Raw genomic sequence first — 25,212 nt, 5'->3', positions numbered from 1 at the left:
TCCGATGATGTTTTTTCTTGACCGGATCGAGGCTACCCGCGCGGCCCGTGCGCGGCAAAAGATGATTTTTCAACGGGTGTTGAGTCAACTACAATACCCCGCATGTCGCACCTCCCTCCCCTCAGCGCATTGCGAGCTTTCGAGGCGGCCGTCCGCCTCGGCGGGTTCGCGCGCGCGGCGGCGGAGCTGAACGTGTCGACGAGCGCCGTCAGTCACCAGATTCGCGCGCTCGAGGAATCGCTCGGCGCGCGGCTGCTCGAACGCAGCACGGGGCTCGGCGGCATCAGCCTCACGCCGGCCGGCGCCCGCCTGCTGCCGGCTGTCAGCGATGCGCTGTCGCGGCTGACCGACGCCTGTGCCGAGATTCGCGGCACCGCGCAACGGCTCACCGTATCCGCCAACGCGCCGTTTTCGGCGATGTGGCTCGCACGCCGCCTCGCGGAATTCTCGTCGCTTCATCCCGACACGCCGCTGCATGCCGTCGTGCTCGACGACGAACCGGATTTCGCGCGCAGCGGCGTCGATCTGGCGATCGTGCACGTGCCCGCGCACCGGCTGCAGGCCGACGACGACATCCTGCTGCAGGAAACGGTGTTCCCGGTATGCAGCCCCGAACTGCATCCGTATGCCTCGGTGAACGTGTGCCGCTCCCGGCTGCTTCAGGAGATGCACGAACACAGCCCCGAGATCGACTGGCGCAACTGGTCCACGGAGTTCGGCCTGCCGGGCGACTTCGAGACGAAGATCGTCCGCTACAGCAGTTTCAGCCAGGTGATCGGCGCGGCGGTCGGCGGCGCGGGCATCGCGCTCGGCCGCGCGCCGCTGATCGAGCCCGAGCTGCGCAGCGGGCGCCTCGTGCCGCTGAGGCCGGGCCTCGCACGCGCCGCGTCGTGGCGCTTCGTGCTGCGCCGCAACCCGTCGACGCGGCACCGGCTGCTCGATCCATTGATCGCGTTCCTGCGCCGCGAAGCCGAAGCGGACGCGGACGCAACGCCGATCGCGAGCCCGATCGTTGCGCCCGCATCCAACGACAGTCTCGTGCGCGGCACGGGCGGCGCGACCGGCAAGTAACGCACCGGCCTCGCCCGCATGCGCCGCTTACGGCGCAGCGAAGAACAACGCCACCACGCATGCCATCCCGCCGAACCACACGAGCGAACGCAGCGACGCCCAGTTCAGCAGGTACATCAGCGTGTAGACGATGCGGATCGCGACGAACGCCATCGCCAGCTGGTCGACGCGATGCACGTTCGCGCCGTTGTGCCATGCCACCACCAGCGCGGCCGTGAACAGCGCGAGCGCCTCCCATGCGTTCTGGTGCGCGGCCTGCGCGCGGGCGCGCCAGCCTTCCAGCTTCGCCAGGTAGTCGCGCGGTGTGCGGTTGTCGTAGCCCTTGCAGGCCTTCGCGAGAAACGTCATCGGGAACGGCAACAGCGCCACGATGAACAGGCACAGCTGGGACGTCGTCATCAAAAGTCTCCTCCTTTATGATTACATTGAGCAATGACAAGATCGCCGAGAGCTTAGCATTGCGTCGCGCTGTTCGCGCACCGGTTTTCTAGACGGGAGACTCGGCGACGCGGCCCGTCGACAGCCGCGACGCACTGGGTTCGACACCAAAACTTCCACCAAATCATCGATAAAAACGTTAATTAAAACTGGTCGAACACCAATAAGATAGCGTTCAACACTGGCCCGGCGCGTTGTCGCGCCAGGCCGCCGAACCCGCGCCGTCGCGCGCGCCGAACGACATCCGATCCGAGACATCGCCATGCCCCGTCCCATCGTCGCCCATATCCGCCCTGACGCCGTCCGCCACAACCTCGACTTCATCCGCCGCACCGCCGCGCAATCGCGCGTGTGGGGCGTGGTCAAGGCCGATGCGTACGGCCACGGCATCGAGCGGATCTACCCGGGGCTCGCGGCCGCCGACGGCATCGCGCTGCTCGATCTCGACGAAGCCGTGCGCGTGCGCGAACTCGGCTGGGACAAGCCCGTGCTGCTGCTCGAAGGGATCTTCGAGCCGGCCGACGTCGAGCTGGCCGATCGCCACCGCCTGACGGTGGCCGTGCACTGCGACGAGCAGCTCGACCTGCTGATCGCCGCAAAGCCGCAGCAGCCGATCGACATCCAGCTCAAGATGAACTCCGGGATGAACCGGCTCGGCTACCGCCCCGCCGTTTTCCGTGCCGCGTGGGAACGTGCGGCAAGCGCGCCGTCGATCGGCAAGATCACGCTGATGATGCATTTCGCGAACGCCGACGAAGGCGAAGTGGACTGGCAGCTCGACCAGTTCGATGCGACTACCGCGGGGATTCCGGGCGAGCGCTCGACGTCGAATTCGGCCGCCGTGCTGTGGCATCCGCGCGCGCACCGCGACTGGGTGCGGCCCGGCACGATCCTGTACGGTGCATCGCCGACGGGAGCGGCGCGGGATATCGCCGATACGCCGCTGATGGCCGCGATGACGCTGACGAGCAAGATCATCGGCGTGCAGACGCTGTCGCCGGAAGAGACCGTCGGCTACGGCCGCCGCTTCACGGCCGACCGGCCGATGCGGATCGGCGTCGTCGCGTGCGGCTATGCGGACGGCTATCCGCGCCACGCACCGACCGGCACGCCGATCGCGGTGGACGGCGTGATGACGCGTGTCGTCGGCCGCGTGTCGATGGACATGCTGACCGTCGATCTCACGCCGTGCCCGAACGCGGGCATCGGGTCGAGTGTCGAGCTGTGGGGCGACCAGGTAAAGGTGGATGACGTGGCGGAAGCGAGCGGCACGATCGGCTACGAGCTGATGTGCGCGCTCGCGCGCCGCGTGCCGGTCGTGATCGTGCCGCCGGGTGCGTCGAGCGAACAGCCGACGCTGCGGACCGGGAGCTACGGGCGCTGACCGGCGGAGAGGCGGCGACGCACACGCTGTTGCGTCGCCTGACGTGCGCTTCGGTTGCGGGTCGCCTTCGGGCGGCCCGTTTGCATTTCAGTGTGAGCGAAAGGCCTGGGTGACGGCCCTTCCGCTTCGCTCGCCACGCTCCGCAGGTGAAGCACTACGAACGCCATGTCGGCTTGCGCTTCTCGAGGAACGCGTCGATGCCTTCACCCGCATCCTCCTCCATCATGTTGCGCGCCATCACGTCGCCCGCATACGCATAGGCTTCGTCGAGCGGCAACTCGCGCTGGCGATAGAACATCTGCTTGCCGTACCGCACCGCGGCCGGGCTCTTCGCGACGATCTCCGCGACCTTGCGCGCAACGGCCGCATCGAGCGCATCCTCGGGCACGGCCTCGTTGACGAGGCCCCACGCGGCGGCCGTTGCCGCGTCGACGAAGCGCCCGGTCACGAGCATGTCGAACGCGCGCTTCGCCGTGACGTTGCGGCTCAACGCAACGGCCGGCGTCGAACAGAACAGTCCGACGTTGATGCCCGATACCGCGAAGCGCGCGGTATCGGCCGCGATCGCGAGGTCGCACGCGGCGACGAGCTGACAGCCGGCCGCCGTCGCGATGCCGTGCACGCGCGCGATCACCGGCACCGGTAACGCGCGCATTGCGAGCATCACGCGGCTGCACTGCGCGAACAGCGTGCGGTAGTAATCGAGTTCGGGCTTGCTGCGCATCTGCCGCAGGTCGTGGCCCGCGCAGAACGCCTTGCCCTCCGCGGCCAGCACGACGCAGCGCACGTGCGGATCGGCAGCCAGCGACTCGAACGCATCGTGCAGGCTCGCCAGCATCGCCTCGGACAATGCGTTGAACTGCTGCGGGCGGTTCAGCCTCAGCGTGACGACGCCGTCGTGCGCGTCGCGCAACAGGATCGGCTCGGCAGTGTCTTGATCGGATTTCATGATGTTCCGCTCGATGGGGTTCGGCAGGATTCGGGGCGATGCGAACGAGCGGCCATCGCGCCCGCCCGCGGCATGTCGGGGAAATGGTCCTCCACATTCGGCACGACGTCCAGCCGCGCCGCCGCATGCGCATGCGCGGCGGCCTGCCGGCCACTGCGCAACGACCATGCCGCGCGCGCGTCAAGCGTCAACGGACCCGCTGCGCGGCTTCCGCACGGCCTGCCGTCCTCGCGGCCAGCGCGGCAATCGCGTAGGCGACACCCCCGAGCGCCGCGACCGCCCACAGCGCATCGGTCAGATCCGGCAACAGTATTGTCGCGGCGCCTGCGACGGCCACGCCGAGCAGGCTGCCGGCCTGCCGCGCCGCGTTGAGGAACCCGGACGCGACGCCCGCCGCGTCGGCAGGCACCTGTTCGAGCACCGTCGCGATCATCGGCGCGACCGACAGCGCGGTCCCGGTGCCGAAGGCGGCCATCGCCGTCCACACCACCGGCCACGGCGCATGCAGCGCAAGCGCAATCGCGATCGCCGGAATGGCCAGCGCGGCCATCGCGAGGCCGTTCGCCATCAGCGTGACCGGACGAACGTGACCATGCAGTTTTCCCGACAGCAGATTACCGAGCGACAGACTCAGCGCGAACGGCAGCAGCGTCAGCCCGATCTGCCGCGCGCTCATGCCGAAGCGCCCGTGCAGGTACAGACTCAGCACGAACAGCAGCCCGAAGTAGCCGACATAGACGAGGCTGCCCATCAAGTTCATCGCGACGAACACGCGGTTGCGAAACCATGCAAGCGGCACCATCGGATGGCGGGCGCGCCGCTCCACGACGACCAGCACGGCGGCGGCGAGCACGGCGATCAGCAACGCGGCACGGACCTCCGTGGCGCCGGCGCCGCGCGTCGGCAATTCGATCACCGCGAAACACAGTGCGCCGAGCGCCGCCGCACTGACGCACTGGCCGGCCCAGTCGAAGTGGCGCACATCCCGCGCGACCGATGCGCGAACGAGCGCCGCCGCGCCGGCAAAGGCGACCGCGCCGGTCGGCACGTTGATCAGGAATGCGCTGCGCCAGCCGAAATCGTCGACCAGGATCCCGCCCAGCACCGGCCCCACGGCGACCGCGACCGACGCGATGCCGGCCCACACCGCGATCGCCCGCGCGCGCTCGGCCGGCACGTCGAAGGTGCTGCGTACGATCGCGAGCGACGCAGGCAGGAAGAGCGCGGCACCCATGCCCTGCACGAAGCGCGCGACCACGAGGACGGCCACCGACGACGCGACACCGCATGCGGCCGACGCGCCGACGAACAGCGCCAGCCCGGCAAGGTATACGTGCTTCGCGCCGAACCGGTCGGACAGCGCGCCGCCCGCGAGGATCAGCGCGGCGAAGCTGAGCGTATACGCGTCGACGATCCATGCAAGCTCTGCGACCGTCGCGCCGAGGCTCGTGCGCATCGCGGGCAGCGCGACATTGACGATCGTCGAATCGAGCACCGCCATGAACATCCCGATGGCGACGAGCGCCAGCGTCAGGCGCTGCTCGCGCGCCGTCGCGCGGCTCGATGCCGCGAGCGCGACGGGGGAAACGGGGACGGAAACGGAATGGCAATCGGACATGACACCTCCATGCAGATGCCGGGAGTCTAGGACCGGGCGCGCGATGCGGAAAAGTGATAATTTCGCATCTACCTGATGCAGATCTGCATCACCTCTTCCCGTGCGTCGCCGCCTGCCCGATGACACAATCGATTCGCATGAACTGGGACAACGCCCGCTTCTTCCTCGCACTGGCGCGCACCGGCACGCTGCGCGGCGCCGCGTCGCAGCTGAATGTGGACCAGGCGACGGTCGGACGCCGGATCGCCGCGCTCGAGGAAGAGCTATCGGCCCGGCTGTTTCTGCGCACGCCGTCCCTCTATGTGCTGACGACCGCGGGCGAAGCGCTGCTCGAACCGGCCGAAACGATGGAGCGCGCATCGCTGACGATCGAACGCCGCGTGATGGGGCTCGACGAACAACTGGCCGGGTCCGTGCGCATCGCGACGACCGACACGCTCGGCAAGCGCTTCGTCGTGCCCGCGATCGCCAACTTGCGGCGCAAGCACGCCGGCATCGACGTCGTGTGCGTGACGTCGGCGCAAATCACCAACCTCACGCGCCGCGAAGCGGATCTCGCGATCCGCACGTTGCGGCCGGAATCTCCGGACCTGATCGTCAGGCGGCTCGGGCATCTCGAAACGGGCATCTACGCATCCCGCCGCTACCTGGCCGAACGGGGCGAACCCGTCGCGGGCAGCGCGTTCGACGGGCACGATCTGGTGATGTATCAGCAGCCGGTGGTGCCGACGATGTGGGACGCGCTGTGCGGCGAGCCGACGTCGCGCGGCCGCGTGATGTTCCAGACGTCGTCGACGATGATGCTGGTGGAAGCCACGCTGGCGGGGCTCGGCATTGCGGAGCTGCCGTGCTTCCGCGCCGACACCGAGCCGGAGCTGGTGCGGCTCATGACGCAGCGGTGCAATCATTTCGACGTGTGGCTCGTCGCCCATGCCGATCTCTACAAGACCGCGCGCGTGCAGGCGGTGATCGAAGCCGTCGTTGATGAATTCGCGACTGCGGCGGCGGGCCGGTAGTAGCCCGCCGGTAGTGGCCTGCTAACAGGCCGGTGCGTCAGCGCGGCTGATACTCGCCATCGGCAGCAGACCAGCGAAACGTCTGACGCCATTTGCCGCCGCGCTCTCGCAACTGCAAGTCGTGGAAGCCGTCCGTCGAGGACGACAGCACACTGAGCGCATTGCTGCCTTCCGTGATCTCGTGATCGCGCGTGCCGTTGCGATGCCAATCACCGGCGATATCCCGGTAGAACATCATCGGCTGCGCGAACACGATGCGCAGCGTCTTGCCGTCGATCCGGAACAGGTACAACGCCTCGAACGATGCGCCGCCGCCGGAATAGCCGATCGACCAGCCCGCCCGCACCCCGAACGCAGCGTCGCCGGCCCGGAGCGCATACGGCGCGAGATCGAACCGCGACCACCGCTCGGGCCGTAACGCGCGATCAGCCGGCTGTGTCGCCTGTTCGAGGTAGTCGGGACTGTCGAGATTCGTGCTGCTCCAGTCTGTCGCCTGGTCGAGCGGCTGTTCGGTACGCGCGACGAGGCGCGGCACGCCGTCCGGGCCGCGCTCGAACACGCCCAGCCAGACCAGTGCTTTCTGGTCATCGGCATCGGCGCCGCGCTGGAAGCCTTCGCAATCGGTGGGCGCACGGAAGCGCAGCGTCTCGCGCGCAGACTCGTCGGTCGGTGCCACGCACACGATCGCGACGAACGCACCGGGGCGTTGCGGCCACGGTTTCGCGCCGACCAGCACGACACGCGCAAGCGGCTGGCCCGGTGCAAGCTGCGCCGCCAGCCCCTCCCGCGTGAAGCCTGGCGGCAGGTGCACACCGAAACCGTCCACTTCCGCGCCGCTCATGTCGCGCGCGTACGCGGCGCGTGTTTCGGGCGAACCGAGCTTCCCGGGCACCTGGTCAAGCGAATGCGCGGTGCCGGCCGCGTACGCGGCGAAGCCCGCGAATGCAGCGCCGATCGCGACGAGCCACGGCATCAAGCGAATTGTCATGCTGGAATGATCCTGTGAAGTAACGAGGCAACGTACTGCGGCGCCGCACACGCGATCGTGTGCGTGACGACCGGATCGGCCCGCAGTGCCATCTGAGTTCCATGATGTTCTACTTGCCGGGTTCGACAAGTTTCGGTGAGCAATGGGTGGTCACCTCCGCTTGCGCCCGCTGCGCCACATGCGCACGCCCGACCACAACTGTCCGACACCCCCGACGAAAAAGACCACGCCCATCCCGCCGATTGTCAGCGCATCGCCCCAGATTGCCCCGAACGTATTCATCCGCGCCGTCATATGGGGTGCGTCGGGCGCGTAGCGCACCTCGACCGTCGCGCCATCCTCCACGCTGACCTCGCCGCCCTGCGGGTATTCGACGTGCTCGCCCGCGAGCGTCGTGAACGCGATCTCCGGATGATGCGGGCCCGCGTTCAGCTTGATGACGCGCCCCGGCACGACGACCGACGTCCGCAGGAATTCGCGCGTCGACTGTGCGTACAAGGCAGCGCCGATCAGCAGGCACGTACCGACGACGGTAAAGACGACGCCCTTCGCGATCAGCGTTTCCATCTGCTGCGCGTCGGTGCGGCCGGATCCCGATACCATTCCGTTCACCTCAAGGACGCGACCGATAGAACGACACGTCGATCTTCGACTGCGTCCTGCATCGGTACATCACGCCGCGCCCCGTTTCGTCGGTCACGCCTTCGTACGGGCCGTTGCATGCGCTGCGCACGAGCGCCGCCCGATCGATCCTGATTGTCATGGGAAGGTGTCCCGTTCCTGATTGTTGTGGATGCCGTGCGTGCTGCGCAGGTCGCGCAGGCACGCCGCCCTCGGCATCCGGCAGGATACGGAGATCGCGGCACGCTGTAAATTGCATGCGCCCCGCCGGCCACCCCGCGCGGCTACCCGCCGCTCGCGACGCGCGCGATCGTCTGCCGCAACCAGATATGCGCGGCGTCGCCGTGCCGGCGCTCGTGCCAGTGCTGCGCGAACTCGAAGGCATCGATCGGGAACGGCGGCTCGAACATGCGCAGGCGTGCATCGTCGCGCACACGGTCGAGGTTGCGCCGCGCGACGGTCAGCACGAGGTCGGTGCCGGCGATCAGGTCGTTCGCCACACCCCAGAACGGCAGGATCACCGCGATGCGCCGCTCGCGCCTTAGCCGCGCGAGCGCGCGATCGACTTCGTTGTCCATCCCGTCGCGCATTGCGACGAGCGCATGCGGCCGCGCGAGCCACGCATCGAGCGCGAGTTCGCCGCGGCGCGGCAGGCGGCTCGCATCGGCCACGCACGCGAACGATTCGACGAACAACGGTTGCGCGTGCAGGTCGCGCTGCATCGCGGGCAACACGCCGAGCGCGAGATCGACCTCGCCGTCCATCAGTTGCATCCGCATCGCCTCGCGGGTGGCCTGCGACACGATCAGCTCGATGCCGGGCGCGTCGGCGCGCAGCGTCTTCACCAGCGCCGGCAGCACGATCCGCGCGCCGTAGTCGGACATCGCGATGCGAAACACGCGTGAGGCCGCGGACGGATCGAACGCCGGCGGCTCGATCAGCGCGCCGAGCCGGCCGAGGACGTCGTTCAGCGGTTCGACCAGTTCGTTCGCACGCGCGGTGAGCGCGAGCCGGCCCGCGCGCCGCACGAGCAACGGATCGCCGAAGATTTCGCGCAGCCGCGCGAGCGCATGGCTCACGGCCGGCTGGCTGCGGTGCAGCCGGACGGCGGCGCGCGAGATGTGTTTTTCGCTCAGCAACACGTGAAGCGTCACGAGCAGGTTCAGGTCGATACGGGCCAGATTATTCATGGAAGGAATATGAAGCATCCGAAGAACGAATTTCCATTCGCGATCTTAATGGACAACAATCATTTCAACCTCCTTTCACGACCGACCCAGATGACGACTTCCCTGTCCTTCGCCACCCTTCCACTCGCCGTCGCGGCCTTCGTCGCCGGCGCGCTCGTGCCGCTGCAAGGCGGCAGCAATGCCGCGCTCGGGCGCGCGCTCGGCCACCCGCTGTGGGCGAGCGTCGCGTCGCTGACGGTCAGCCTGCTCGCCGTGCTGCCCGTGCTGCTGGCCACCCGGGCGAACGCGCCGCTCGTCGGCGACGCGCTGCAGCGCCCGCTGTGGATGTGGCTCGGCGGCCTCGCGGGCGTGATCTACATCACGCTCGCGCTGATCCTGACGCCGCGGCTCGGCGCGACGACCTTCATCGTCTGCGTCGTCGCCGGGCAAATGCTCGCGTCGCTGCTGATCGACCACTACGGGCTGATGGGGCTCGCGCAGCGGCTCGCGACACCCGGCCGCATCGCGGGCGTCGCGCTGATCTTCGCGGGGATGATCGTCGTGCAATGGCAGACGCCCGCGCCACGCGTGCCGGCCGCTACCGGCAACGCGGCAGTCGCGCAACCCGAACCGCAGCGCTGAATGCCCGGGCGGTCGCGGGTGCGCCGCGGCCCGACGGGCGTCAGCCCGCGAGCTTCTTCAGCGCGTCGAGCACCGCGTCGCCCTTGAACGGCTTCACGATCCAGCCCTTTACGCCGGCGGCCTTGCCGCGCTCCTTCATCGCCGGGCTGCTTTCGGTCGTCAGCATCACGACGTTGACCGTCGCGTTCGCCAGTTCGCCGCGGATCTTCTCGACCATCGTCAGGCCGTCCATGTTCGGCATGTTCACGTCGCTGATCACGAGGCGCACGCCGGGCGTCGCCTTGAGCTTCGCGAGCCCGTCCTTGCCGTCGACGGCCGTCGCGACATCAAGCCCGTGATTGCGCAGGAAGCCCGCAACCTCGTCGCGCACCGTGCCCGAATCGTCGACCACCAGAATCTTTGCCATGTCGTATTCCCCTTCCTTTCCTTGTTGCTGACTTCAGTATTCAAAACAGTTCGAGTTCGCCCGATTCGACCATCGGCCCCACGTCCTGCACCGATTCGCGGAAATCCTCCGGCGACCAGCTCAGGCTGAACACGAAGCGCTGGTCGAGACAGACGGAGCGCCCCGATGCCGGATCGGTCATCCGGTACTTGAAGCAGAGCTGCGGACAATCGCCGCCGAACGAGATGAACTTCTGCTTGTGATTGACGACGAGCGGCACCTGCACCGGATGGCGCGCCAGCGCCTCGGCGTCGCCGAGATAGCGGTTCTTGAACGCGCCCCAGACGAGGTTGGTCAGCTCGCCGAGCACGTTGTTCACGTCGCGGAAATCCGGCGCGCGACCGTCTTCGCGCGTGCCGCCGATCATGTCGAGCAGCGGCTGCTCGCTCGTCTGCAGCAGCATGTAGCCGCGGCACCACGCGCTTTCGAGCGCGATCAGGCTGAACACTTCGCCGAAGATGATCTGGTCGCGCACGATGCACGGCGTTTCGTGCTCGATCGTCATGCCCGGAAACAGGCTGTCGATGCGCGCCTCGGTGATCTCCGAGATGCCGCGCACGAGTGCGTTCGGATAGTCGCGGCCGAACAGGTATTCATCGACCGCGCGCTTGAGCGGCGTCATGTCGTCCGCGACGTAGGCCGCGCATGCGACACGCGCGAGCGCCTCTGGCAGCCCGTCGCGCGATGCGAGCGATTCGCGGCGCAGGATGATCGGCAGCTCGGGGCGCAGCGCATCGATCTGCGTCGCAATGATCGCGCTCTCGGCCGGCGAACCGCCGTAATCCTCGGCCAGCAGGATCGCGCCGAGGTCGATGTTCGAGCGCAGCACCTTCAGCAGCCGGTTGCGCCGCACGGTCAGGCCGACCAGGTTGTGCTCGTCGCAGAAACGCTTGATCGCGTCGGCGTGCGCGCGACTGTCGTCGAGTACGAGCACCTTGCTGACGGGTTTATCCAAGGTCATCTCAAGGTTTCCTCATGGTCGGTCAGAACAGTTCGAGCTCGCCGCCGGTATCCACCGTGGCCGTTTCCGGCACATGGAAATCGACCGGCGCGTTCGCGCACACGCACAGCGTCGCGCCGACCCGCACGTCGCCGTCGAGCGTCAGGTCGTAGGCGGCCACGTGATTCGGTGCCAGCGCGGGCAGGTAGTCGATGCTCGATCCGCTCAGCAGACAAGGCGTCGACATTCCCAGGTCGGGAAACGGCACGGTCAGCGCCTGGTTGATCGCGCCGCAGCACAGGTTCGCGACTTCCATGAACGCTTCGGGCAGCGGCCGCTGGCTGCTCGTGCCCGCCGTCGCGCCGGCGAAATAGCGGCGCGTCGCGTCGTCGTCGCTGAAGCGCAGGGCGAGCAGCAGGCGGAAATGCAGCGCCGAGATCGTCAGCACCGCGACATGCTCGGGCACCGTCGGCTTCGTGCGCGACTTCGCGGGCGCGTGATCCTGCCCGTCGTGTGCGGGGCCGGCAGACGGCCGGATGTCGCACGCGCCGCCGGATGCGAGCCGCGTGCGCGCCGCATCGAAGAAAATCCGGTCGAAGCCGGCCAACGCCCGCGCACTGATCACGCCGCGCCTCCTTCGATCCGCGCGTGCAGTTGCCCGGCCAGCGTCTCGACGGTCGCGAGCGCGGCCGTGATCATCTTGCCGCCGGCCTGGATGTCCTGGAACGTCGCTGCCGTCACGAGATCGTTGCGGTTCAGGCTGTCGCGATAGCTGTTCGACAGTTGCTGCGAGCGCGCGGCCAGCCCGCGCACCTCGCTCGCGACGATCGAGAAGCCGCGCCCGGCCGCGCCGGCGCGCGCGGCCTCGATCGACGCGTTCAGCGACACGATCGACACGTGCGCGACGATCGCCGACAGCTCCTGGTTCTTCGCCCGCATGTCCTGGTTCTGCGTGGTCAGCGAGATCATCTGCTCGTGCCAGCGCTCGAACGTGCCGGCGAGCCCGCGCAGGCGCGCGGCTTCGTCGGCGATCTTCATTGCATGCTGCGCGAGCGCCGTTCGATCGGCCGACAGCGCCTGCATGGCGTCGCGCTGCGTGCCGGCGGCGGACGTCTCGCGCGCCAGCGCATCCTCGAGCTGCGCCTCGCGCTGCGCCCATGCGTCGGCCGCCTCCGCATGCGCCGACTTTACGTCCGCGATGCGCGCATCGGCTGCGGCGAGCGCGCCGCGCAACTGTGCCGCATCGCGCTCGAGCGCCGCGACGAGCCGCTTGCGCGTCACGCGAAACACGACCGCCGCCACGATGGCGACGACGACACCGCCCGCCAGTGCGGCGGCCATCTGAATCATCCACGCCTGCCCGATCACGTCGTCACTCCGCCGCGCCGATATCCGCGCTGCGCGCACGTTCGTGCACGACGCCCTGGGCGGCACCGTCCGCCGCGAAGCGGGCCGGCAGCGACACGATCGTCTCGAACGCGCGATACGGCGCGCCGACGCGATCGTCGGTGAAACGCAGCGCGATGTCGCCGCCGTCGCGCTTCAGGAAGTTGCGCACCGCGTCCATGCCGACGCCGCGCCCCGACACTTCGGTCACCGTCTGCGCGGTCGAGAAGCCCGGCCGGAAGATCAGCTCGGCCACCTCTTCGTCGGACAGCGCCGCGTCGTGGTCGGCATCGATCCAGCCGCGCTCGCGCGCGATGCCGCGAATCCGGTCGAGCGCGAGGCCGCGGCCGTCGTCACTCAGCACGAACCACAGCTCGCCGCCGCCCACGCCGACCGCGATGTCGATCGTGCCGGATGCCGCCTTGCCGGCCGCGCGCCGCTCGTCGGACGATTCGATCCCGTGGTCCATCGAATTGCGCAGCAGGTGCATGAACACGTTCTTCAGCGTCGCGGCGATTTCGCTGCGCACGCGGTGGCCGTGGCTGTCGATATGCACGACCGGCGCCGGCTTGCCGAGTTCGGCCGCGAGCGACGGCAGCGACTCGATCACGCCGCCGAGCGCATCGCCGATGCCCTGCGTGCCGAGCTGGCTCAGCATGCGGCGCACGGCATCCCGGGCCGCGTGCCAGTCGGACGCATTCGCGGGATCGGCGCCGTCGAGCACGCGCAGGCTCTCGCTGATGTGCGCGCGCTCGACCATCAGGAAGTCGTCGCCCTGCACCGCTTCGCCGCTGCGGCCGAGCGTGACCGCGTTGATCGTCGCGTAATGCTCGACCGCGTCGCGTACGCGGGCCAGGTCGTCCATCAGCGCATCGCGGTTCCACTCCGGGCCGCCGTCCGCGCGGCGCAGCGAGTCGTACGCCTGCTCCGCTTCGTGGACGATGTTGGTCAGGTGCTGGAGGCTGTACGTGCGCGCATTGCCCTTGATCGTGTGCATGTTGCGGAACAGCGCCGCGACGATCGAGTGATCGGCGCGCTCGTGCTGGCGGATCATCCGCTCGTTCTCGCTGAGGAAGCCCTTCGCGCTGTGCACGAAGTCGTGGAACTTGTCCTGGCTGATCGACAAAATCTCGCCGATCATCTCGAGGCGGCGCTGCTGCTCGCCGGCCTGCGCGGTAAGCTCGCGAATCTCGGTCACGTCGCGCACGCACAGCATCAGGCGCACGACCGTGTCGGTCTCGTCGGTGATCGCCGACCAGCTCAGGTCGAGCCACTTGTCGCGGCCGTCCGGCATCCGCTTCGCGACTTCGTTCACGAGCAAATGCTCGTTGAACGCGAAGTTCATGCTGTCTTCGCCAAGGCATGCGTGCACGGCCGCATCGACCTGCGAGCGGGCGTCGGAACCGATGTTCGAGTCGTCGAACACGAGCGCCATCAGGTCGCGGCCCGCGATGTCGTTCGTCTCGAAGATGGTTTCGAGGTACGCGGAATACTCCGCATGCACGACACCGCCCTCGATGACGGTCAGGATCCCCTGCTGCATGTTCTGCAGCATCGCCTGGATGTCGGCCGTCTTCTGCTTGAGCTGCGCCGAGTTCTCCTGGATCTTCTCGATCATCCCGTTGAACGCGACGATCGAATGGCCGATTTCGTCCATCCGGCCCACCGGCACGCGGCGCGTGAAATCCTGGCTCGTCGCGATCTCGCTCATCGCCGTCTGCATCCCGATCAGCGGGCGCGTGATCTGGCGATACAGCAGCAGGCCGAGCGCGGTCAGCAGCACGATCACCGTGCCGGCGACGCCCGCGATCGCGGTCGCCGTGGTCGACAGCATCCCGTTCAGCGCGCTGATCGCGTCGTCCTTCTGGCGGTTCTTCTCGACGCGCAGCGTATCGACGATGCTTTCGAGTTCGTCGCGATACTGCGCGACGTTCGCGAACAGGTAGGCCTGCGCCATCTCGGGCTTGCCGTCGGCCTTCATCTTCACGGTGTCGTCGATCGCCGCGAAATAGTTCGTGGCGCTCTCCTTCGCCTGCGAGACGAGCCCGACCTGCGCCTGGCCGACCGCCGACTTCGCCTGCACGTCGAGCGCGGCGCGCAGCGCGCCCTGCTTCGCCTTCAGCTCGTCGCGCGCCTGCGCGGCAGTGTTCGCGTCGGGCGCATAGACGAGCGTCATCGTCGCGATCTGGATGTTCTTCACGTCGGCGACGAGATCCGCCGACGCGAGCGCGCTCGGCACGATTCCCTGGGTGACCTGGCGTACCTCGGATGCGCTCTTGCGCGTCTGGTACACGGCATAGATGCCGATCGCGGACAGCGCGAAGAACGTCAGGACGACTAGCAGCGTAATGCGATGACGGATGGTCATGAGTACAGCTCCCCGCAGCGATCCGGCTTCGATCGCCGTTTGGTCTATTGAAAGAATGTGAGCGCCGAATTATCGGGGATGGTGTATGACGCTCCGATGACCGAAAATCATTCATTCATTGATAAAAATGAAATGAATAATTGTGACGAAAGCGCCCTAAAGTATTGCCGGGATCTGCCGTTAACCTCGTGCCACGAGGCTTCGAATGACGATCCTGCGCGGCCTTTGAATTCCAGGTTCGGATATTTTATTTTTATTTATTTAATCCGCTGATTAGCCGCAATCGGGCTTTCGTAAAACGTTTTCGCATTATCGACGAATTCAGTCGAATTCGCGATTTTTTATTGCCGGAGCATGATTCGACGGACGGATGAAAACGATTCCGCCCGCCCCGGGAGCGACGATGCGATGGGCTGCATCGTCGGCCCCGGGGCGGGCGGGAGCGGCTAACGACCGGTCAGTGGCTGCTGGCGCGCGTCGCCCCCAGCCCCGTTTCCGAACGCACCTGCTGCGCGGCGAACGCGCCCTTCTCCGCCTTCGCGCGCAGGCTCGTGTCGAGGACCGAGAACAGCCATACGCCCACGAAGCCGATCGTCATCGAGAACAACGCGGGCGACGTGTACGGGAACCACGCCGAACCCTTCGGATAACCAAGCGTCGCCTCCCACACCGACGGCGACACGATCGTCAGCCCCACCGACGAGACGAGCCCGAGGAAGCCGCCGATGACCGCACCACGCGTGGTGCAGCCCTTCCACATCATCGACAGGAACAGCACCGGGAAATTGGCCGATGCCGCCACGGCAAACGCCAGCGACACCATGAACGCGACGTTCTGCTTCTCGAACGCGATGCCCAGCAGGACGGCGATCACGCCGAGCACCAGCGTCGTGATGCGCGACACCTTCAGCTCGTCGGCACTGTTGGCCTTGCCGTTCTTGAACACGGTGGCGTAGAGATCGTGCGACACCGCGGACGCACCCGACAGCGTGAGCCCGGCCACCACCGCCAGGATCGTCGCGAACGCCACGGCCGAGATGAAGCCGTAGAACACGTCGCCGCCCACCGTCTTGGCCACCAGCACCGCGGCCATGTTGGCCGTGCCCGCGCCGCCCTTGATCACGCCCTTGGCCACGTCGGCCAGTTCCGGATTGGTCAGCACCAGCGTGATCGCACCGAAGCCGATGATGAAGATCAGCACGTAGAAGTAGCCGATCCACGTGGTGGCCCAGAACACGGATTTACGCGCTTCCTTCGCATCCGGCACCGTGAAGAAGCGCATCAGGATGTGCGGCAGGCCGGCGGTGCCGAACATCAGCGCCATGCCGAACGAGATGGCCGAGATCGGATCCTTGATGAACCCGCCCGGCGACATCACCGACAGCCCGATCCGGGTCGCGTCGTCCGGCGCCTTGCCGGCATTCGCGGCGATCGCGGTCTTGACTTCCACGGCATGGGCGAACAGCGCCTCCGGGCTGAAGCCGTACTGCGCAAGCACCATGATCGCCATGAAGGTCACGCCCGCGAGCAGCATGCACGCCTTGATGATCTGCACCCACGTGGTGGCCGTCATGCCGCCGAACAGCACGTAGACCATCATCAGCGCGCCGACGATCACGACCGCCACCCAGTAGTCGAGACCGAACAGCAGCTTGATGAGCTGCCCTGCACCCACCATCTGCGCGATCAGGTAGAACGCCACCACCACCAGCGTGCCGATCGCGGCGAAGCTGCGGATCGGCCCCTGCTCGAAGCGATAGCCCGCGACGTCGGCGAAGGTGAACTTGCCGAGGTTGCGCAGCCGCTCGGCCATCAGGAACGTGATGATCGGCCAGCCGACCAGGAAGCCGATCGAGTAGATCAGGCCGTCGTAACCCGACGTCATCACTGCCGCGGAAATGCCGAGGAAGGATGCCGCCGACATGTAGTCGCCCGAGATCGCCAGGCCGTTCTGGAACCCGGTAATGCCGCCGCCGGCCGTGTAGAAATCCGCGGCGGAACGCGTGCGCGACGCCGCCCACTTGGTGATCCACAACGTCCCGGCCACGAACAGCGCGAACAGGACGATGGCCGTGGTGTTGGTGGCCTGCTTGGCGGTCTGCCCGACATCGCCGCCGCCCGCGACGGCCACGCCGCACACGAGCGCGGCCAGCAGCGCGACCAGCGTCATCGAAAGTGTCTTCTTCATTGGGCGACGTCCTGCAGGATGTCCTGCGTCAGTTGATCGTATTCGTTGTTCGCGCGGCGCACGTAGATGCCCGTGATGACGACGGTAAACACGATCACCGCCATGCCCACCGGTACGCCGACACTCGTCACGCCGGTGCTCACCGGCTTCGCGAGGAACGACTTGTCGAATGCGATCAGCGCGATGTAGCCGTAGTACACGATCAGCATCAGCACGGTCAGGCAGACACCGAGCGTATTGCGCCGTCGCTTGAGCTGCGCATACTTCGGATGCGCTTCGATCTTTTTCACCAACCCATCATGCATCGCCTGTCTCCTGGTTTGCTTTTTGAATGAGTTCGGCGATTCTGAATAGCGAAGCTGACTGCGGGCTTACTCGGTCTTTCGCGAGTGCACTATGGTTTTCCCTAGCGATACCGGGCACTGTGTCGCTGTCGCGCTTGATGCGTGTACGCGACCGTGCGCATGGCGCGCTGGAACGTCGCCGCCGTTTCGGCATCGCGATGCGGGTTGGTCAGGACGCAATTTTTCGATAGTCCTCAATAAACGGATATTTCCGCGCAAGGACAGTCACTCGTATCGATCGAGTCGATGAAAAGATATGAACGTAGATCGAGCATGACATCGACGCCGCAACAACGAAGCCGTGACGACGGTGTGCTATCTCAGGCGGCGCGACAACTCACTGCACGCGCTGGAGAAATATACGGAGCTGAAATCGACGGTGATCCGGTTGCGGTGACGCGAAACGGGCGGCGCGCGCCCGCAGGACGAATCCGCTCCCGTTGCGGCATGACCGCCATGCGATCAGTTTTCATGCGCCTCGGCGAGCCAATCCTCGACCTGTAGCCCCGGGACTCGCACAAACTCGCGCACGTTATGTGTGACGAGCACCATACGCCGCGCGCGTGCCTGCCCAGCGATCAACGCATCGTACGGACCGATCGGGGTGCCCGCCGCAGTCAGATGCGCACGAATCTCGCCGGCGTGCTGAGCATCCTCCGCATCGAACGACACCACCTCGAACTGAAGTGCCTCGACACGTGCCACGTTCGCCGCCGCTCTCTGGCTCTTGTAGGCGCCGTAATAGAGTTCATGCGCGACGATCGCCGGCATGCCGAAATCTGCTGGCTGATACGTGCGCAGCCGAGCCAGCATGGCCGGCTCGCCTTTCATGATGGCGATTACAGCGTTGGTAGCCAGCAGAAATTTCATTCAAATACGTCCAGATCCGGGCGTTCCTCAGCGGCAGGCTCGGTCGTGGCGGCGGCTTCGAAATCGGCGTCGACCGGGCCGATCAGCGGCGTGAGCCATGCCCAGTCTTGCGGCACCGGCTCGAGAATGACGGATGAACCGTGGCGACGAATCCGGACCTCGGTCGTGTCGAAGCGGAAATCCTTCGGCAGACGGACAGCCTGCGATCCGCCATGCTTGAAAAGCTTGGCAGTATCCATCTTCGCCCCTCGCGTATCTACGAAATGTATCTACTTTAACCACTCCGCGCGCTGATGACGAGTCACCCGATCGGTATATGAACAACGAGCAACGGGCGTCGCGGAACACCCGATTCATTCCCGCGAGGAAATAATCAATCGCACGCCGGCGATTCACGTCGCCGGCCGCACGCCCTAGACTGTCGCATCGCTCCCCTTTCCGGACCCCACGCAATGACCGACGTCCTGCCGCTGACCACCGATCCCGAGTCGGGCCTCCAGTACCGGCTGCGCCCGGCCACCGGCCGCCCCGCTGCCCGCCTGTTGCTGCTGCATGGCGTCGGCGGCAACGAAACCAACCTGCTGAACCTGGCCGACGTCATCGATCCGCGCATCGAGATCGCCTTCCTGCGCGCCCCGCTCGCGTTCGGCCCCGACCAGCACGCGTGGTTTCCGGTGCGCTTCGGCCCGAACGGCCCCGAAATCGACGCGGCCCGCGCGGACGCGAGCCGCGTCAAGCTGATCACGCTGCTGCGCGCCTTCCACGCCGGCGGTGACGCGGGCGCGACCTTGCCGACGGTGATTGCCGGCTTCAGCCAGGGCGGCATCATGAGCGCGAGCGTCGGCCTCACGTCGCCGCAGGACGTCACCGCATTCGCGGTGTTGTGCGGGCGCATCCTGCCCGAAATCGATCCGCTGATCGCGCCGTGCGATGCCCTTCGCCCGCTCCATGCGCTGATCGTGCACGGCCGCGCCGACGACAAGCTGCCCGTCGCGTGGGCCGACACCGCCGACGCGAAACTCACGGCGCTCGGCGTCGCGCACGATACGCGGCTGTACGCGGCCGGCCACGAGCTGACCGCGGAGATGGCCGGCGATTTCGGCCGCTGGGTCGGCAAACGAGCCGGATTGAACTGACTGGCACGAGGCGCCGGGGCGCCGGCCGCGAACGACCCGGCGCGCCCGGCTCATCCCTTCTTCAGACGCCCCGCGCCGGATCGGCAACGGCGCGCGTGGCCGAAGATGCAAGCGCATCCGCCGCCTGCTCCCGCGCGGCGCCGCGCTTCGCCAGCTTCCAGCCGACCACCAACGCGAGCACCACGACCGGAATCGTCGCGATGGTCCACGTGCCGCCCGGATAGTCGAATGCCATCAGCACCAGCACGCCGACGAGGAAGGCCAGCGTGAGCCACGACGTGAACGGCGCGCCGGGCATCCGGAACGACACGGCCTTCAGCTCGCCGCGATCGACCGCGCGGCGGAACAGGATCTGGCACATGACGATGAAGCCCCACGTCGTGATGATCCCGAGCGACGCCATGTTCAGCACGATCTCGAACGCCTGCGCCGGCACGATGTAGTTCAGCGGCACGCCGATCGCATTGATCGCGACCGTGATCAGGATCCCGCCGTACGGCACGCCGCGTGCGTTCATCCGCGACACGAAGCGCGGCGCCGATCCGCCCATCGCGAGCGAGCGCAGCACGCGTCCGGTTGAATAGAGGCCGGAGTTCAGGCTCGACAGCGCGGCGGTCAGCACCACGACGTTCATCACGGTGCCGACGTACGGCACGCCGAGCTTGCTGAAGAACGTCACGAACGGGCTTTCGTGCGCGCTGTACGCCGTCCACGGCAGCAGCATCGTCAACAGCACGACCGAGCCGACGTAGAACAGCGCAATGCGCCACATCACGCTGTTGATGGCTTTCGGCAAGACCTTGCGCGCATCGGCGGTCTCGCCCGCCGCGACGCCGACGAGCTCGATGCTCGCATACGCGAACACGACGCCCTGCACGATCAGCACGGCCGGCAGGATGCCGTGCGGGAAGATCCCGCCGTGATCCGCGACGAGATGCAGCCCCGGCATCTGGCCGGCGACCGGATGGCCGCTCGCGAGAAACACGGCGCCGACCGCGAGGAACACCGCGAGCGTGCCGACCTTGACCAGCGAGAACCAGAATTCCATCTCGCCGAACACCTTCACGCCGATCATGTTCATCACCGACACGATCCCGAGCGCACCGAGCGCGAACACCCACTGCGGCACGTCCGTGAACACGGCCCAGTACTTCATGTAGATCGCGACCGCGGTGATGTCGACGATGCCGGTGGTCGCCCAGTTCAGGTAGTACATCCAGCCCGCGACGAACGATGCGCGTTCGCCCATGAACTCCCGTGCATACGACACGAAGCTGCCGCTGGTCGGCCGGTGCATCACGAGCTCGCCGAGCGCGCGCATGATCAGGAACGCGAACACGCCGCAGACGAGGTACACGAGCGCGAGCGCCGGCCCCGCGTGCTGCAGGCGTCCGCCCGCACCGAGAAAGAGGCCGGTGCCGATCGCGCCGCCCATCGCGATCATCTGCACGTGCCGCGGCTTCAACTGCTTCGCATAGCCGGCTTCGTGCGACGCGAACATCGCATCGGGGTCGGCATGTCGGGAATCCGCGCCGCCGGCCGGATCGGCCGGGCGCTCGCTGCTGTGGGTCATCGTGAGTCTCCGTTGTTTCTTGATGTGTTGCGTCCCGCGCGGGGACGCTCAGGGTGCAGCCGCACGCAAGCCGCCGGCGTCACGCACCGGCGGCCTGCGCAGCCGGCGTCAAAGCACGCGCGGCCGGATCAGCGCTTCGGGCTGCAGCGCTTCCTCGACCTGCGCGACGGTCATCCACGCGCGCTCCAGCACGACCTCGCGGATCGACTTGCCGGTCGCGTGCGCTTCGGCCGCCACGGCGGTCGCGCGCTTGTAGCCGATGTACGGGTTCAGCGCGGTTGCGAGCGCGACCGAGCGCTCCATCGTTTCGCGCAGCCGTTCGGGGTTCGCGGTGATCCCGCTCACGCAACGCTGCGCGAGCGTCGTGCAGGCGGCCGTCAGGTGGCTGAAGCTGCGGAACAGCGCGCTGGCGATCACCGGCTCGAATGCGTTCAACTGAAGCTGCCCGGCCTCGGCCGCGAAGGTCACGGTCAGGTCGTTGCCGAACACCTCGAACGCGACCTGGTTGACGACTTCCGGGATCACCGGATTCACCTTGCCGGGCATGATCGACGAGCCGGCCTGCACGGGCGGCAGGTTGATCTCGCCGAACCCCGCGCGCGGGCCGCTCGACAGCAGCCGCAAGTCGTTGCAGATCTTCGACAGCTTCACGGCGATCCGCTTGAGCACGCCCGACACCTGCACGAACGCGCCGCAATCCTGTGTCGCTTCGATCAGGTTCGGCGCGGTGCTCAGGTCGAGCCCGGTAATGCGCCGCAGCGCCGCCAGTGCCTTCTCCGCGTACTGCGGATGCGCGGTGATCCCCGTGCCGATCGCGGTCGCGCCGAGATTGATCTCGCGAATCAGCCAGCCGGCTTCCTGCAGGCGCGCGATGTCTTCCGTCAGCATCACCGCGTAGGTGGAGAACTCCTGGCCGAGCGTCATCGGCACGGCGTCCTGCAGCTGCGTGCGCCCGAGCTTCAGCAAACCGGCGAACGCGTCGGCGCGCTCCGCGAACGCATCGCGCAGGCGCGCCATCGCTTCGAGCAGGTGCTCGACCGCGAAGCAGGTCGCCACGCGGATCGCGGTCGGATAGACGTCGTTGGTGCTCTGCGCGAGGTTCACGTGCTCGTTCGGATGCAGGTATTCGTACTGCCCGCGCGCGTGGCCCATGATTTCGAGCGCGCGGTTGCAGATCACCTCGTTCGCGTTCATGTTGGTCGACGTGCCGGCCCCGCCCTGGATGATGTCGACGACGAACTGGTCGTGCAGGCGCCCTTCTCGAATCTCGACGCACGCGGCGGCGATCGCATCGCGGTACGGCCGCGGCAGCAGCCCGAGCTCGCAGTTCGCGTCGGCCGCGGCCTCCTTCACCGCGGCGAGCGCCATCACGAAGTACGGCAGCGACGCGATGGTGCGGCCCGAAATGTCGAAATTCTCCTTCGCGCGCAGCGTATGGACGCCGTAGTAGGCCTCATTCGGAATGCTTCGCTTACCTAAAAGATCCGCTTCGACGCGGAAGCCGTTTTCTGTCATCGTGCCCCTCCTGGATGTCTCGTGCCGCTCGTCGTGCGCCGCTTCCCGACGCGACGGGTTCGCATTCTATGCCTTTGCAAAAACAAGCTCACTTCTGTATTATCGAAAGCGGTTTTGCGTGGGACGCAACAATGAGAATCGAATGAAAAAAGGCGCAAGGGAAACCGGCATCGATCACCTGGGGGCGATGCGCGCGTTCGTCAGAGTGGTCGAAACGGGGAGTTTTTCGGCGGTCGCCAAGGAGATGCACGTGTCGACGTCCACCGTCGCACGCAAGGTCACGGCGATCGAGGAGGCACTCGGCGTCGCGCTGCTGCACCGCTCCACGCATAGCGTGACGCTCACCGAAGCCGGCCACATCTACCTGGAACGCGCCGTCACGCTGATCGCCGATCTCGACGACACCTTGCGCGTGGTCGCCGAGCTGAATGCGCAGCCGAGCGGCCCGCTGAAGCTCACCGCACCGGTGGCATTCGGCCGCCGCCATCTCGCGCCGCTGGTCGCACCATTCCTCGCGCGCTACCCGACGATCCAGCTCGACGTGCGGCTCACCGACAACCACAACGACCTGGTGGCCGGCGGCTTCGATCTCGACATTCACGAAGGCGAGAACTACCTGGACAACCTCGTCGTTCACCGCCTGTCACGCAACGACAGCATCCTGTGCGCGACGCCCGGCTATCTCGACCGCTGCGGGCGCCCGTCCACGCCGGACGACCTCAAGCAACACAACTGCCTGCGCTACGTGCATCCGGAAGGCGATCCGCGCTGGGATCTCGTGAACGGCGACGCGCATCACAGCGTGCTGCCGGCCGGCAACCTCGTCACCGACCATTCGGAGCTGCTGCTCGAAGCGACCTGCGCGGGGCTCGGCATCGCGGAGTTCGAGATCTGGCTGGTGCGCGACCTGCTCGCGAGCGGCCGGCTCGAAGCCGTACTGCCGCGCTACCGGCTGCAGAACCGGCTGACCGGCGAATACATCTACATCGCGTATCTGGCGAACCGGCGCAGCTCGGCAAAGCTGCGCGTGCTGAAGGACTTTCTCGCGGAACACCTCGCGCATATCGGCGAGCTGTCGGCGCTGGAGCTGACGAAGATTCGCGGCGCGAGGGTGTAGCGCACGCGCCTTTGGTCGCGTTCGCGCCGCTGCGCACGGCCCGCGTCGCGGACCACCGGCAGCAGCGCATTCACGCCGTTTCAGGCCGCTCAAGCCGCCTGCAATTCGAACGGGAACGTGGCGTGCCCGATCTCGACGCCCTGCGTGTTGAGCATCCGCGGCCGATGGAAGCCGGCCAGTTGCGCACGCTGCTCGGCCGTGCCGATCTGCAGCCGCTCGAGCAGCTCGCTGACGACCATGTAGAGCACGTCGAGATTGCCGTCCTCGATCTTCACCGAGATGCCGAGCGCGCCATCGGCGCCCAGCGCCCGCGTGCGCGCCGACGCACGCACGCCGATTCCGTAGCACGCATCGGCGCCGAGCTTGCCGACCACCTGCCCGTCGAACGCGTTCATCAGCACCGTGCAATAGCGCCCTTCGCCGGCAACCAGCTCCGGATACGCGGTCATCGCATGATGAATGCGCGCCAGCGCACGGACGCGAGCGGTGATGTCGCCACCGCCCGCTTCCACCGTATCCGCCCCGTCGGCCAGCGACGCGTAAAGCCGCGCGAGCCGGTCCAGCGAAAACGCCGGCGTCGGCAGGTTGCACCCATCGATGCCCCACTCGACCTCGTCGTCGCGCAGCCCGCACGCATCGGCCACCACGTGCTTCACGCGCACCTGCATCGGATGCTCGGGCAGATGGTAATCGGCGATCGCGGCGCCGATCGCCTGCGCGCCGGCCAGCATCCCGACGTGCTTGCCCGAACAGTTGCTGCACACGCCGGTCGGCGTGTAGTCGCGCTTGATCCACGCGCGATACACCGCGTCCGACAACGGCGGATGGCCGCCGCAACGCAAGTCGGATTCGTGCGCGGCGACCTTGGCGAGCATCGCGCGCGTGCGTTCGATGTGCCGGTCCTCGCTGCTGTGCGACGCGCACATCAGCGCGATATCCGCATCGTCGAAGCCGAAGCGCTCGGGTGCGCCCGTCTCGATCACCGACAGCGCCTGCGCCGGCTTGGCCGCCGACCGCGCAAGCGTCATCCGGAACGGATCGCCAAACCGGGCCAGCAGCCGGCCGCGTGCATCGACCACCGCCACATGGGCGACGTGCGTGTTCTCGATCGCATCGCCTCGGTACGTGACGACTGCTGCGCGTTGGGTGTCCATCTTGTGTTGTCTCCATACTTCGGGCCTGCTTGCCGGGGCCCGTCCAACCGGTACGGCAGTGTATCGAGTCGTCGCCGCCGCGCACCGGCCGGGTGATGGAAAGTGGTGTTGCACGCCACGCAAAGGCAATCCGCCCCCCACGAAAGCCTGACCAAATTAGTACAAAAACCATTCGATCGTTTACAGAATTAGTACCAATCCGTACAATTGCGACCGCAAACGCGAATCATACGCATTTACATTGACGTTTTCCGATATTCCGTGCTGCCCGCCCGGCATC

General features: G+C 66.9%; 25 protein-coding genes. 6 read left to right on the top strand and 19 right to left on the bottom strand.

Going from position 1 to position 25,212, the window contains the following annotated elements; genetic code table 11:
* The first annotated feature begins 102 nt into the window (after window positions 1-102).
* Window positions 103-1,071, top strand: coding sequence for a LysR family transcriptional regulator (locus CFB50_RS24060; RefSeq protein WP_069251281.1), 969 nt, complete (start codon window positions 103-105; stop codon window positions 1,069-1,071).
* A 27-nt stretch (window positions 1,072-1,098) separates the two neighbouring features.
* Here CFB50_RS24060 and CFB50_RS24055 read toward each other — a convergent pair whose 3' ends face one another.
* A complete protein-coding gene (locus CFB50_RS24055; protein ID WP_069251280.1) occupies window positions 1,099-1,470 on the bottom strand; it encodes an MAPEG family protein in 372 nt (123 codons plus the stop codon).
* A 301-nt stretch (window positions 1,471-1,771) separates the two neighbouring features.
* Here CFB50_RS24055 and alr point away from each other — a divergent pair, with 301 nt between their 5' ends.
* Window positions 1,772-2,893, top strand: a complete 1,122-nt coding sequence (gene alr, locus CFB50_RS24045; protein WP_069251279.1) for an alanine racemase — start codon at window positions 1,772-1,774, stop codon at window positions 2,891-2,893.
* Between the two features lie 154 nt (window positions 2,894-3,047).
* On the opposite strand, the gene CFB50_RS24040 is transcribed toward alr, so the two are convergent.
* Complete coding sequence (locus CFB50_RS24040) at window positions 3,048-3,842, bottom strand: enoyl-CoA hydratase (protein ID WP_069251278.1); 795 nt, start codon at window positions 3,840-3,842, stop codon at window positions 3,048-3,050.
* Between the two features lie 187 nt (window positions 3,843-4,029).
* Window positions 4,030-5,460 (bottom strand): MFS transporter, encoded by a 1,431-nt coding sequence (locus CFB50_RS24035; protein WP_069251277.1) that lies wholly within the window; start codon window positions 5,458-5,460, stop codon window positions 4,030-4,032.
* Window positions 5,461-5,597: 137 nt separating this feature from the next.
* Between CFB50_RS24035 and CFB50_RS24030 the strand changes: the two genes are divergently transcribed.
* Window positions 5,598-6,476 carry a LysR family transcriptional regulator gene (locus CFB50_RS24030; protein ID WP_069251276.1) on the top strand — a complete coding sequence of 293 codons (879 nt, stop codon included), beginning with the start codon at window positions 5,598-5,600 and terminating at the stop codon, window positions 6,474-6,476.
* A gap of 37 nt (window positions 6,477-6,513) precedes the next feature.
* On the opposite strand, the gene CFB50_RS24025 is transcribed toward CFB50_RS24030, so the two are convergent.
* The 4 genes from CFB50_RS24025 to CFB50_RS24015 form a co-directional block, all read right to left on the bottom strand.
* Window positions 6,514-7,464, bottom strand: coding sequence for a hypothetical protein (locus tag CFB50_RS24025; protein WP_069251275.1), 951 nt, complete (start codon window positions 7,462-7,464; stop codon window positions 6,514-6,516).
* 150 nt (window positions 7,465-7,614) lie between these two features.
* On the bottom strand, window positions 7,615-8,067 hold the full coding sequence (locus tag CFB50_RS24020) for a DUF3592 domain-containing protein (RefSeq protein ID WP_069251274.1): 453 nt from the start codon (window positions 8,065-8,067) through the stop codon (window positions 7,615-7,617).
* A gap of 10 nt (window positions 8,068-8,077) precedes the next feature.
* Window positions 8,078-8,227: a hypothetical protein gene (locus CFB50_RS39610; RefSeq protein WP_156814630.1), complete on the bottom strand. Its 150-nt coding sequence runs from the start codon at window positions 8,225-8,227 to the stop codon at window positions 8,078-8,080.
* Window positions 8,228-8,369: 142 nt separating this feature from the next.
* Window positions 8,370-9,275 carry a LysR family transcriptional regulator gene (locus tag CFB50_RS24015; protein ID WP_069251273.1) on the bottom strand — a complete coding sequence of 302 codons (906 nt, stop codon included), beginning with the start codon at window positions 9,273-9,275 and terminating at the stop codon, window positions 8,370-8,372.
* Window positions 9,276-9,365: 90 nt separating this feature from the next.
* Here CFB50_RS24015 and CFB50_RS24010 point away from each other — a divergent pair, with 90 nt between their 5' ends.
* Window positions 9,366-9,896, top strand: coding sequence for a DMT family transporter (locus tag CFB50_RS24010; RefSeq protein WP_069252901.1), 531 nt, complete (start codon window positions 9,366-9,368; stop codon window positions 9,894-9,896).
* Between the two features lie 40 nt (window positions 9,897-9,936).
* On the opposite strand, the gene CFB50_RS24005 is transcribed toward CFB50_RS24010, so the two are convergent.
* From CFB50_RS24005 to CFB50_RS23960, 9 genes are all read right to left on the bottom strand, one after another.
* Window positions 9,937-10,302: a response regulator gene (locus CFB50_RS24005; protein ID WP_031401467.1), complete on the bottom strand. Its 366-nt coding sequence runs from the start codon at window positions 10,300-10,302 to the stop codon at window positions 9,937-9,939.
* A gap of 40 nt (window positions 10,303-10,342) precedes the next feature.
* Window positions 10,343-11,302, bottom strand: a complete 960-nt coding sequence (locus CFB50_RS24000) for a chemotaxis protein CheX (protein ID WP_069251272.1) — start codon at window positions 11,300-11,302, stop codon at window positions 10,343-10,345.
* A gap of 22 nt (window positions 11,303-11,324) precedes the next feature.
* Window positions 11,325-11,906 carry a hypothetical protein gene (locus tag CFB50_RS23995; protein WP_069251271.1) on the bottom strand — a complete coding sequence of 194 codons (582 nt, stop codon included), beginning with the start codon at window positions 11,904-11,906 and terminating at the stop codon, window positions 11,325-11,327.
* On the bottom strand, window positions 11,903-12,631 hold the full coding sequence (locus CFB50_RS23990; protein ID WP_069252900.1) for a methyl-accepting chemotaxis protein: 729 nt from the start codon (window positions 12,629-12,631) through the stop codon (window positions 11,903-11,905). Before CFB50_RS23990 ends, CFB50_RS23995 begins: the two co-directional genes overlap by 4 nt.
* Before the next feature lie 22 nt (window positions 12,632-12,653).
* Window positions 12,654-15,035 (bottom strand): MCP four helix bundle domain-containing protein, encoded by a 2,382-nt coding sequence (locus CFB50_RS23985; RefSeq protein ID WP_069251270.1) that lies wholly within the window; start codon window positions 15,033-15,035, stop codon window positions 12,654-12,656.
* A gap of 457 nt (window positions 15,036-15,492) precedes the next feature.
* Complete coding sequence (locus CFB50_RS23975) at window positions 15,493-17,223, bottom strand: cation acetate symporter (RefSeq protein WP_069251269.1); 1,731 nt, start codon at window positions 17,221-17,223, stop codon at window positions 15,493-15,495.
* Window positions 17,220-17,528, bottom strand: a complete 309-nt coding sequence (locus CFB50_RS23970) for a DUF485 domain-containing protein (RefSeq protein WP_069251268.1) — start codon at window positions 17,526-17,528, stop codon at window positions 17,220-17,222. The genes CFB50_RS23975 and CFB50_RS23970 overlap by 4 nt, the downstream gene beginning before the upstream one ends.
* 501 nt (window positions 17,529-18,029) lie before the next feature.
* Entirely contained in the window at window positions 18,030-18,437 is a 408-nt protein-coding gene (locus CFB50_RS23965; RefSeq protein ID WP_069251267.1) for a type II toxin-antitoxin system VapC family toxin, read from the bottom strand.
* Window positions 18,434-18,676, bottom strand: coding sequence for an antitoxin (locus CFB50_RS23960; protein WP_069251266.1), 243 nt, complete (start codon window positions 18,674-18,676; stop codon window positions 18,434-18,436). Before CFB50_RS23960 ends, CFB50_RS23965 begins: the two co-directional genes overlap by 4 nt.
* 213 nt (window positions 18,677-18,889) lie before the next feature.
* Between CFB50_RS23960 and CFB50_RS23955 the strand changes: the two genes are divergently transcribed.
* Window positions 18,890-19,573: an alpha/beta hydrolase gene (locus CFB50_RS23955; protein WP_069251265.1), complete on the top strand. Its 684-nt coding sequence runs from the start codon at window positions 18,890-18,892 to the stop codon at window positions 19,571-19,573.
* A 61-nt stretch (window positions 19,574-19,634) separates the two neighbouring features.
* On the opposite strand, the gene CFB50_RS23950 is transcribed toward CFB50_RS23955, so the two are convergent.
* Both CFB50_RS23950 and CFB50_RS23945 read right to left on the bottom strand, forming a co-directional pair.
* Entirely contained in the window at window positions 19,635-21,146 is a 1,512-nt protein-coding gene (locus CFB50_RS23950) for an amino acid permease (protein ID WP_069251264.1), read from the bottom strand.
* A gap of 108 nt (window positions 21,147-21,254) precedes the next feature.
* Window positions 21,255-22,661 carry an aspartate ammonia-lyase gene (locus tag CFB50_RS23945; RefSeq protein WP_069251263.1) on the bottom strand — a complete coding sequence of 469 codons (1,407 nt, stop codon included), beginning with the start codon at window positions 22,659-22,661 and terminating at the stop codon, window positions 21,255-21,257.
* A 142-nt stretch (window positions 22,662-22,803) separates the two neighbouring features.
* On the opposite strand from CFB50_RS23945, the gene CFB50_RS23940 reads away from it, so the two are divergent.
* A complete protein-coding gene (locus CFB50_RS23940) occupies window positions 22,804-23,778 on the top strand; it encodes a LysR family transcriptional regulator (protein WP_069251262.1) in 975 nt (324 codons plus the stop codon).
* A gap of 89 nt (window positions 23,779-23,867) precedes the next feature.
* Here CFB50_RS23940 and CFB50_RS23935 read toward each other — a convergent pair whose 3' ends face one another.
* On the bottom strand, window positions 23,868-24,932 hold the full coding sequence (locus tag CFB50_RS23935; protein WP_069251261.1) for an asparaginase: 1,065 nt from the start codon (window positions 24,930-24,932) through the stop codon (window positions 23,868-23,870).
* Window positions 24,933-25,212: the final 280 nt, after the last annotated feature.

Origin of the sequence: Burkholderia sp. AU33423 (genome assembly GCF_002223135.1) — a bacterium.
Taxonomy (GTDB): domain Bacteria; phylum Pseudomonadota; class Gammaproteobacteria; order Burkholderiales; family Burkholderiaceae; genus Burkholderia; species Burkholderia lata_D.
The sequence above is the reverse complement of the archived record's forward strand: the minus strand, read 5'-3'. Positions and strand labels throughout refer to the sequence as shown.